This is a genomic window from Mesorhizobium sp. M1A.F.Ca.IN.020.03.2.1, from assembly GCF_004023205.1.
GTDB lineage: Bacteria > Pseudomonadota > Alphaproteobacteria > Rhizobiales > Rhizobiaceae > Mesorhizobium.
In genome coordinates, this window is the sequence record NZ_RZSV01000301.1 from 1 (window position 1) to 606 (window position 606).

The following is a 606-nucleotide window of genomic DNA, read 5'->3' on the forward strand; positions in this document are numbered from 1 at the left end:
GCTTGGCATCCGCGTAGTCGCTGCTCCCCTCATTCCCATCGGACGCATTCATCGCCATATCGCGCGGGTCCAGATAGCCTTCGAATGCGGATTCTGCAAAAGGACCTGCCAGACACGCAACTATCTCCCGGATCGCATCATCGCGTTCCAAACATCGATCCATATCGTCCTCGAAAATCGGCTTTCGCTTCGAGGTGAATCCTTGCGCTGAATAAAAACCCGCGCCTTCGACAACACCACCGCACTCTCCGTCACCGACGTCGGGGTAAATACTAACACTTGAGAAAGCAGGGAGTTCACGGTCGTCGTCGAACGTCTGACGGTGCAAAACGATGGCGGCCACCGCGTGCCCGGCTTCGTGATGCGCCACAAGCGGCAGATATTGGGAGGCTACATTCATGCGGTGCGGCTCTCAGGTCTAGTTTGCTTTTGCGCATAGGACCGCAATTGTCGTGCCAACTGGGAAAATCGTTTCGGGCAATGCGATCGCTCCGATAGCGTTGCGTCTCCTGTCTGACATTGTTGGGAAGTCGACACGCGCCCGTCGCAATGCGGTCGACCTTCCGCGCGAGTTGGGTGACCCGTGAAGGCGGCCGACCAGGACGA

General features: G+C 57.6%; 1 protein-coding gene. It reads right to left on the reverse strand.

Annotation, left to right across the window (positions count from 1 at the left end; all coding sequences use genetic code 11):
- A partial coding sequence (locus EOA79_RS28910) for a hypothetical protein (protein ID WP_164747207.1) occupies nt 1-400 on the reverse strand: 400 nt, incomplete at its 3' end.
- Nucleotides 401-606: the final 206 nt, after the last annotated feature.